Raw genomic sequence first — 9396 nt, forward strand, 5'->3', positions numbered from 1 at the left:
GAATCTCTTTCCGGCGTAACTCTAATAATCCTTTGTCTTGTAGCTCGTTGAGTGCTTTCGATGTATTCAACCGGGTATCATCTAAGTAGCGGGCAAGGTCGTCCATTTTTACTTTGAATATCTTTTCTCCCTGCGCCTTTTCACAATGTAACAGGAAAAAGCGAATGATTTTCTCTCTTAAATCCTGTGTCGGCTCTTCCCATAAACGTGAGTAAAGATTTTGTGCCCGGTTACTTACGATGTTCATATAGTTCAGCCGGAATATTTCATATTTGAACAGGTCGCTAAGTACGAATGCTTTGCTGATACTGACGGTATGCGCTTCCGTATGTGCCACATAAGCAGAAGTGTAATGGGTATTCATGCCAAACAACGACTGTGGTTCCAGCAGATAAGGTGCTTCCATCTGTTCGATGACGGTGTATATATTTTCTTTGGAACTTGTGACGATAGAAACCTCTCCTTTTAATAGGAAGCAGAGTTGTTTACACGGACTACCACTCTCTATGATAGTTTCTCCCACTTTATGCTTGATAAAGTGTAGCTTGACCTTATCCAGAATACTTGTGAAATCTTCATGACAAAGACCTTGAAATAAAGGCAATTGGAGCAAAGTGTCGAACATTGTTTCCATATGTTGTAATCTCTTGTTAATCGTACAAATTTACTCATAATACAATACTGCTGTCAACATCTGACCGTTCTTTTTGTTTTTTTTATTGTTTGAATGCATAAAAATAGAGTATATTTGCAGAAAAAAAGGAGGGAATTATGTTCGCAGGCTTCAATTGGCAGCAGATGATTAGTGCGTTTATCGTACTTTTTGCCGTGATAGATATTATCGGCTCTATACCTATTATAATTAACCTGAAAGAAAAAGGGAAAGATGTGAATGCAATGAAAGCTACTGTCATCTCTTTTGCTTTGCTGATCGGATTTTTCTATGCGGGAGATATGATGCTGAAACTCTTTCATGTAGATATTGAATCGTTTGCAGTAGCCGGTGCATTTGTCATTTTCCTTATGTCTTTGGAGATGATTCTGGATATTGAGATTTTCAAGAACCAGGGTCCTATCAAAGAAGCAACTTTGGTGCCGCTTGTCTTTCCTCTGTTGGCAGGTGCCGGAGCTTTCACCACTTTGCTTTCTCTTCGGGCAGAATATGCCAGTGTTAATATCATTATAGCTTTAGTCTTGAATATGATCTGGGTTTACTTTGTAGTGAGTATGACCGGTCGTGTAGAACGTTTCCTGGGAAAAGGAGGCATCTATATTATTCGTAAATTCTTTGGTATCATCTTATTAGCTATTTCTGTGAGGTTGTTTACAGCCAATATAACGTTATTGATTGAGGCGTTGCATCGGTCTTGATTTTCTTATTAAATTGAAAGCTATTGTATCGGATGTGCCATCGTGTTGGCACAACTGTGACATGTCTTTGTCGCAATCGTGCCACTTTGATGTCACAAGTGTGCCAATGTGGTGGCACGAGTTGGCATTTATAACGTTTCTTCTTCTTCTGCTGCTGTTGTTTCTTCTTCTGTATTTTCTTCCTCTTCCATTTCGTCCGCAAAAGGTTCCGGGCGTTGCGGTCCGTGATTTACGAAAACGAAAGCACAGAGTGTCCCCATAATTCCTCCGCTAAGATGTCCTTCCCACGACATATTGGTGGGGGAGAAATAAGGAAACATATGCCATATAATCCCTCCATATAAAAAGGTGACAAGTAAAGAGATGGCAATGAGTGGAATATATTTGCGGAGAATACCACTGAAAAAGAGAAAGAAGGCAAGTCCGTAAATTAATCCGCTGGCACCAATGTGCCATCCCGGTTTTCCAATCAGGAAAGTAAGTAGTCCGCCTCCGAGCCAGATTAGGATAAAAATCTTACCTGCTATCCCCCGGTAAAAGTAAAAAAGACACCATGACAAGAAAAATAAAGGAATTGTATTTGCCAGTAAATGACTAAATCCGCTGTGTATCAATGGGTGAGTTAAAATACCTACCAGCCCCCGTTTCTCCATAGGATATACCCCCAAGCGAGAGAAGTCCCAGTCCATTCCGACTTCCATAATCTTGAGTATATAGAGAATAAAAATAGGAAACAAAGGCTTTGCTGCAGCCAGCATGATACGCTGAATATCTTGCTTCATGACATTCTTTTCTTTAGATATTTTACGCAATACTACGAATATTTGCACAAAATCTGAAAATAAAAAGCCTTTTTATTTTTGTTTTTATCTATAATTTGTACATTTGGGCGTTATACCCGTTGTATATGATGCTACAGTCCATATATGCGGTATGTAACAATAAATAGATATATGATATAATGACCAATAAATTAACCTTTAATAATGCACAACTATGAGTTATTTACGATTTGACAAGACCCTCATGACGAATCTGGAAGAGTCTCTTCAAAGAGAAATCCTCCGGACGAACAAAGCAGGAGCTTATCATTGTACGACGATTGTTGATTGTAACACACGCAAATATCACGGCCTGTTGGTAATTCCAGTTCCCAATATCGACGATGAAAATCATGTGCTGCTATCTTCTCTTGATGAAACGGTAATTCAACACGGTGCGGAGTTTAACTTGGGATTGCACAAATATCAGGGAAACAACTTTAGTCCTAACGGACACAAGTATATCCGCGAGTTTGATTGTGAGCATATCCCGGCAACAACTTACCGTGTCGGAGGTGTTATCCTCCGCAAAGAAAAAATCTTTGTACATCATGAAAATAGAATCCTGATTCGTTATACTTTGCTGGATGCGCATTCGGCTACGACTTTGCGCTTCCGCCCGTTCCTCGCTTTCAGGAGTGTACGTGAGTACACACATGAAAATGCGCAGGCAAGCCGCGAGTATCAACTTGTGGAAAATGGTATTAAAACCTGTATGTATCCCGGATATCCGGAACTATATATGCAGTTGAATAAAAAGTGTGAGTTTCATTTCATGCCTGACTGGTATCGGGGTATTGAATACCCGAAAGAACAAGAGCGTGGGTATGACTTCAATGAAGACCTTTATGTTCCCGGTTATTTTGAGGTGGATATAAAGAAAGGGGAGAGCATCGTATTCTCTGCCGGAACTTCAGAAGTGACTCCCCGTAGATTGAAACAAACATTTGAGGCTGAAGTGCTTGATCGTACCCCTCGTGATAGCTTTTACCATTGTCTGAAGAATTCCGCTCATCAGTTCCATAACCAGCAGGAAGACGAACATTATATTCTTGCCGGTTATCCGTGGTTTAAATGTCGTGCACGTGATATGTTCATTGCCCTGCCGGGACTGACGCTTGCGCTCGATGAGGTCGATCAGTTTGAGGATGTGATGAAAACGGCGGAAAAGGCAATTCGCAATTTTATAAATGAAGAACCAGTAGGCTACAAGATTTATGAAATGGAGCATCCTGACGTTTTGCTTTGGGCTGTCTGGGCTTTGCAGCAATATGCAAAAGAAACTTCCCGTGAGCAATGTCGTCAGAAATACGGAGAACTTCTGAAAGATATAATGGAGTTTATTCGTCAGCGGAAACATGAGAATCTTTTCTTGCATGATAATGGATTACTTTTTGCCAACGGTACGGATAAGGCGATTACATGGATGAATTCTACAGTGAACGGACATCCGGTGATTCCTCGTACGGGGTATATTGTTGAATTTAATGCGTTGTGGTATAATGCGTTGCGTTTTATAGCTGATTTGGTGCGCGAAGGAGGAGACGTATACTTGGCGGATGAACTCGATGCGCAGGCAGAAGTAACCGGAAAGTCTTTTGTCGAGGTATTCCGTAACGAATATGGTTATCTGCTTGATTATGTAGACGGTAATATGATGGATTGGAGTGTACGTCCTAACATGATATTTACCGTAGCGTTTGATTATTCTCCTTTGGATCGTGCACAAAAGAAACAGGTGCTTGATATTGTGACCAAAGAGCTGCTCACTCCGAAAGGAATTCGTTCGTTGAGTCCGAAGAGTGGCGGATATAATCCGAACTATGTAGGTCCGCAGATACAACGTGATTATGCTTATCATCAGGGAACGGCTTGGCCTTGGTTGATGGGGTTCTATCTGGAAGCTTATCTTCGAATTTATAAGATGAGCGGATTGTCATTCGTTGAACGCCAACTGATTAGTTATGATGACGAAATGACAAGTCATTGTGTTGGTTCCATTCCCGAGCTATTCGATGGGAACCCGCCTTTCAAAGGACGCGGCGCAGTATCGTTTGCGATGAATGTAGCAGAAATACTGCGTGTCTTAAAGCTACTGTCTAAGTATTATTAAAAAAGGAGGAACGAAGATGAAAGTTTTAATGTTTGGATGGGAATTCCCTCCCAAAATATATGGTGGTCTTGCGGTTGCTTCTTATGGAATAACTAAAGGATTGAGTCTGCAAGGTGATATGGAGACGATTTTCTGTATGCCTAAACCGAGCGGTGAAGAAGAAAAGTTCTTGAAAATAATCGGTATGAATCAAGTACCCATCGTGTGGCGTGATGTCAACTACGACTACTTGAAGTCCCGCTTGTTGGAAATGACACCGGAAGAATATTACTCTTTCCGCGATCATATTTATGCCGATTTTTCTTATATGCATGTGAATGATTTGGGGTGTATGGAGTTTGCTGGTGGTTATCCCGGGAACTTGCACGAAGAAATTAATAATTTCTCGATCATTGCCGGAGTAGTAGCCCGTCAGCAGGAGTTTGATATCATTCATGCGCATGACTGGCTGACTTACCCTGCCGGAGTACATGCCAAAATGGTTAGCGGAAAGCCGCTTTGCATCCATGTGCATGCTACGGATTTTGACCGTTCTCGTGGCAAAGTCAATCCTACTGTTTATTCGATTGAGAAGAATGGTATGGATCATGCCGATTGTATCATGTGCGTATCCGAGCTTACTCGTCGCACTGTTATTAACGAGTATCATCAGGACCCCAGAAAGGTATTTGCCATGCATAATGCTGTTTATCCATTGTCGCAGGAACTGCTGGATATTCCACGTCCCGATCACTCAAAAGAAAAGGTGGTCACTTTCCTTGGACGTATTACGATGCAGAAAGGACCGGAATATTTTGTAGAAGCTGCTGCGCTTGTATTGCAGCGTACTCGTAATATTCGTTTTGTAATGGCGGGGTCAGGCGATATGTTGAATGCCATGATTAACTTGGTTGCTGAACGTGGTATTGCCGATCGATTCCACTTCCCGGGCTTCATGAAAGGCAGACAGGTATATGAGGTTTATAAGAACAGTGATGTATTTGTCATGCCGTCTGTCTCTGAACCTTTCGGTATCGCTCCGCTGGAAGCCATGCAGTGTGGAACACCTTCCATCATTTCTAAGCAGTCTGGATGTGGCGAGATTCTTGATAAGGTGATAAAAACTGACTATTGGGATATTCATGCAATGGCTGACGCTATCCATTCTCTGTGTACCAATCCGTCTCTTTTCGAATATCTCAAAGAAGAGGGAAAGAAGGAAGTAGATGGGATTACGTGGGAAAAAGTTGGCTTGAGAATCCGTGCTCTCTACGAGTCTGTGTTAAGAAACTATGGTAAATAACAAAACAATAAATAAAATGAGAACTATCTGTCTTTATTTTGAAATACATCAAATTATCCATTTGAAACGTTATCGTTTCTTCGATATTGGTAATGACCATTATTATTATGATGATTATGCCAACGAAACGGGTATGAATGAGGTCGCTGAACGTTCGTATATTCCTGCTCTCAATGCGTTGATCGAGATGGCGAAAAACTCGGGTGGTGCTTTTAAAGTAGCACTTTCTATCTCGGGAGTAGCCTTGGAACAATTGGAAATTCATGCTCCGGCAGTCATTGATTTATTGCATCAGTTAAATGAAACTGGTTGTTGTGAGTTCTTATGTGAACCTTATTCGCATGGTTTGTCTTCACTGGCTAACGAGGATTGCTTCCGTGAAGAAGTACTTCGTCAACGTGATAAGATGAAACAGATGTTTGGCAAAGAACCGAAAGTGTTCCGCAACTCTAGTCTGATTTATTCTGATGAAATTGGTGGATTGGTAGCTTCTATGGGCTTCAAGGGGATGTTGACGGAAGGTGCTAAACATGTGTTGGGGTGGAAGAGTCCGCATTATGTTTATCACTGTAATCAAGCTCCAAGTCTTAAGCTCTTGTTGCGGGATTTCAAACTCTCTGACGACATCAGTTTGCGCTTTTCTAATTCGGAGTGGGCGGAATATCCGTTGTTTGCTGATAAGTATATTAATTGGATCGATGCATTGCCGCAAGAAGAGCAAGTTATTAATATCTTTATGGAATTGAGTTCGCTTGGTATGGCTCAACCGTTATCCTCTAATATTCTTGAATTCTTAAAAGCGTTGCCGGAATGTGCAAAGGCTAAGGGAATTACTTTCTCTACACCGACTGAAATTGTAACGAAGCTGAAATCAGTATCACAACTCGATGTTGCATATCCGATGTCGTGGGTGGATGAAGAGAGAGATACTAGTTGTTGGCTGGGTAATGTTATGCAACGCGAGGCTTTTAATAAATTGTATAGTGTAGCTGAACGTGTTCATTTGTGTGACGACCGTCGTATCAAACAGGATTGGGATTATTTGCAGGCTAGCAATAACTTCCGTTTTATGACAACGAAGAATAATGGTATGTGGTTGAATCGTGGAATCTATGATTCTCCTTATGATGCTTTCACTAACTATATGAATATTCTGGGTGACTTTATCAAACGGGTAGATGCACTATATCCTGCCGATGTAGACAGTGAAGAATTAAATTCTTTATTGACTACCATTAAGAATCAGGGGGATGAGATTACTGAATTGGAAAAGATATTGGCTAAATTACAGGCAAAAGTAGAAGCGGCAAAGAAAACGGTGGTCAAAAAGGCTACTAATGCTAAAGAGCCGGTAGTAAAAGAAAAAGCTGTTGATAAATCAAAACCTGCTGTAAAGAAAGCTGCAGTTAAGAAAGCAACAGCCGAGCCGAAGAAGGCTACGGGGAAAGCTAAGAAGGCTTAAATAAACAGTATAAAAACTTGTTATATAGAACCGTGAGTAAGAGAAAATCAGACTCACGGTTTTTTGTGGGGGTAATGCATATTTGTGTGGTTACCCTGTCCAATATTAATAAAAATAGCGCAAGTTACATAAGTGACCTGCGCTATTTTTATTAATATGGATAATCTTTATTTTGTACTCTTGAATTGAGTTGAAACTACTTCTAGTTTGAGAACATATTTTTGATCATATTCATATATAGGTTCTCCTTTTTCATTATACATTATATTTCCATCTTTATCTTTTTTAAGTACTAAATTTTCTCCCAATTTTCCACCCTTTAGACGTACATATCCAGGTTTCAAATCATGCTGTATGCTAATAATGTTGCTAGATGTTCCATAATAACCATTACTACTTGACGAATCATAAGTTACTAAGACAGGAATTAATACAACTTTATTCCAGTCAGGGTTATTATTTTCCCATGCCTTTTCATCCCACGAACTACCAGCTTTTTTTCTAGCTTCCTCTTTATCTACGATACATGCATTAATCAGCTGGGTTATATTGTTGAAACTATACTGGTTGATATTACTACTGTGGCTTGTTAAGTATGATGAAATTCCATCGGTTAACTTGTTTTCTTTAAAGAAAGAATCTTTTTCTTTCTTTCGTATTAGCATAACATTAGATGGAATAGACATGCCAAATTTTTTGTCAGCAGGTTGATTATAGTTTGTGAATGTTAATTTTACGGCATTCAATGTGTCACCAGCTAATACATTTGCGATAGAATCAATAGGAAGAGTTGCTTGGGTAAAAATGCCTGCCGGAGTCTTTAGATAAGTTTTGTCCCAGTTTTCTTCTAAGTTGATTAAATTGTCTATCGTTTGTGTCTCATTTTTTAATTGATTAGCTTGAATTACTTCACGAGTAGTGGCAAAGGTACGATATCCATAGTAGGTCGAGTCTTTATATTTTCCATCTTCTTCTGCTACTTTCTTTTTCAATTTAATACCAGTGAGTGTATCAACTGCATAGCATTTATACACAACATTCATTTGAGCTTGGTTTATGTAAAGCACAGTACCATCACCATAATCACTTTTTACGTAAATGCCTTTGAATATTTTTCTGAATGTTTTATTATCAAAATTAACGCCAAATTTGTTAGCTTCTTGTATAATCTTTGTGCCAATTTCTATTGCAGCGTCCTGTTTAAAAGAAACATGTACGCTAGGTACATATGTACTGAGTTTGCGGATAGAATCTTTAACAGATAAATCGACTGCTGTATAGGCCTTAGTTCCCAGTAGATTTTCAGGATTATAAAATTCTTCAGGCTCAATATCTGTATAATATGCATTCTCTTGATTAAGTTCTTTTTCAGCCTCTCCTAGTTCGTAAACACTTAAACGACATGCAGTTAATGAATCTCCAAAATAGCTGCTATACCATAGGTAAAGTTCGATTGTATGGATGTTACCAATAATCTTATTTTCATCATCACGTATGAAAGTGACATCTTTATTATCTTCATTATCGTCCCCTACCATTATTTGAGTAGCTTTCCCTTTGCTGTCTAAAGCTGTCTTATTGTATACTCCAGGGAAAGTCATTCCTTCAGGGCAATTTAGTTGTGCCAAGAAACCTGCCTGATAAGTTCCGAATGTTTCATCAGTGAACTTACCTACATAACCGACATTTGTCATTGCATATATCTTACCGGCATGAACAGATTCGGTAATTACATCAAATGTAGATAGCTTTCCATTGATATCCCGGTCGCTTTCTGGAAACATTCTCAATCCCAGTCCGGCAGTGTTGTCATCACAACCCCAAAAGGTGATTGCCAGTAAAACTATTAAGGCGTATTTTGCTTTCATGATCGTCGTATCTTGATTTTTTTATTCTTCTTCGTTTGCAGTAGCATCCCATACCTGATCGTAGAACTCGTTGCAGGCATCTGCATAGTTTTCCGGGTTTTGGTAGTCAAGTACCAATTTGCCAGATTGGCGGGCATATTCAATAATAGACTCGTCTACCTTTTCGCTGTTTTGTATTACTCCGTCCGAATAATCAACGGCGAGTTTGCACAGAGCAGCATAGTCTACCGGCTCTTTCAAATCACCTAAATCTTTTTTAGAAATACCTTTCAGCATCAATTTGGCTGCGAAATCGTCGCTAAGTGTACTCTTGAAATCATCTTCATAAACAGAGAATACCACTTTAGCGTCGCGAAAAGAAGGTTCGTCTTTATAGGCTTTCTTAATATAAAGAGGAGCTAAAGCTGTCATCCAGCCATGACAGTGAATGACATCAGGACACCAGCGAAGTTTTTTCACTGTTTCCAATACACCGCGTG

The 9396-nt window shown here is 39.7% G+C and carries 8 protein-coding genes; 4 read left to right on the plus strand and 4 right to left on the minus strand.

Annotation, left to right across the window (positions count from 1 at the left end; all coding sequences use genetic code 11):
- On the minus strand, nucleotides 1-634 hold a 634-nt coding region (locus BSCG_RS18600; protein ID WP_008775477.1), incomplete at its 3' end, for a Crp/Fnr family transcriptional regulator.
- Nucleotides 635-771: 137 nt separating this feature from the next.
- Here BSCG_RS18600 and BSCG_RS18595 point away from each other — a divergent pair.
- The gene (locus tag BSCG_RS18595) at nucleotides 772-1371 is read left to right on the plus strand and encodes a MarC family protein (RefSeq protein ID WP_004301781.1); all 600 of its coding nucleotides are present in this window, start codon (nucleotides 772-774) and stop codon (nucleotides 1369-1371) included.
- A gap of 128 nt (nucleotides 1372-1499) precedes the next feature.
- Here the strand turns inward: BSCG_RS18595 and BSCG_RS18590 are convergent, their stop codons facing one another.
- Entirely contained in the window at nucleotides 1500-2153 is a 654-nt protein-coding gene (locus tag BSCG_RS18590) for a rhomboid family intramembrane serine protease (RefSeq protein WP_004309014.1), read from the minus strand.
- Nucleotides 2154-2367: 214 nt separating this feature from the next.
- Between BSCG_RS18590 and BSCG_RS18585 the strand changes: the two genes are divergently transcribed.
- Genes BSCG_RS18585 through BSCG_RS18575 form a run of 3 tightly spaced genes read left to right on the plus strand, consistent with a single transcriptional unit; the run spans nucleotide 2368 to nucleotide 7049 of the window.
- Nucleotides 2368-4305, plus strand: coding sequence for a glycogen debranching enzyme N-terminal domain-containing protein (locus BSCG_RS18585; RefSeq protein ID WP_004301783.1), 1938 nt, complete (start codon nucleotides 2368-2370; stop codon nucleotides 4303-4305).
- A 16-nt stretch (nucleotides 4306-4321) separates the two neighbouring features.
- Nucleotides 4322-5587: a glycosyltransferase family 4 protein gene (locus BSCG_RS18580; protein ID WP_004309013.1), complete on the plus strand. Its 1266-nt coding sequence runs from the start codon at nucleotides 4322-4324 to the stop codon at nucleotides 5585-5587.
- Between the two features lie 16 nt (nucleotides 5588-5603).
- A complete protein-coding gene (locus tag BSCG_RS18575; RefSeq protein WP_008775479.1) occupies nucleotides 5604-7049 on the plus strand; it encodes a glycoside hydrolase family 57 protein in 1446 nt (481 codons plus the stop codon).
- Nucleotides 7050-7216: 167 nt separating this feature from the next.
- Here BSCG_RS18575 and BSCG_RS18570 read toward each other — a convergent pair whose 3' ends face one another.
- Nucleotides 7217-8917 carry a DUF4270 domain-containing protein gene (locus BSCG_RS18570; protein WP_008775480.1) on the minus strand — a complete coding sequence of 567 codons (1701 nt, stop codon included), beginning with the start codon at nucleotides 8915-8917 and terminating at the stop codon, nucleotides 7217-7219.
- Nucleotides 8918-8938: 21 nt separating this feature from the next.
- Nucleotides 8939-9396 (minus strand): glycogen/starch synthase (locus BSCG_RS18565; protein WP_032849425.1); only part of this gene is annotated, 458 nt, incomplete at its 5' end.

The sequence above is a fragment of the Bacteroides sp. 2_2_4 genome (assembly GCF_000157055.1).
In the GTDB taxonomy this organism is placed as follows: Bacteria; Bacteroidota; Bacteroidia; order Bacteroidales; family Bacteroidaceae; genus Bacteroides; species Bacteroides ovatus.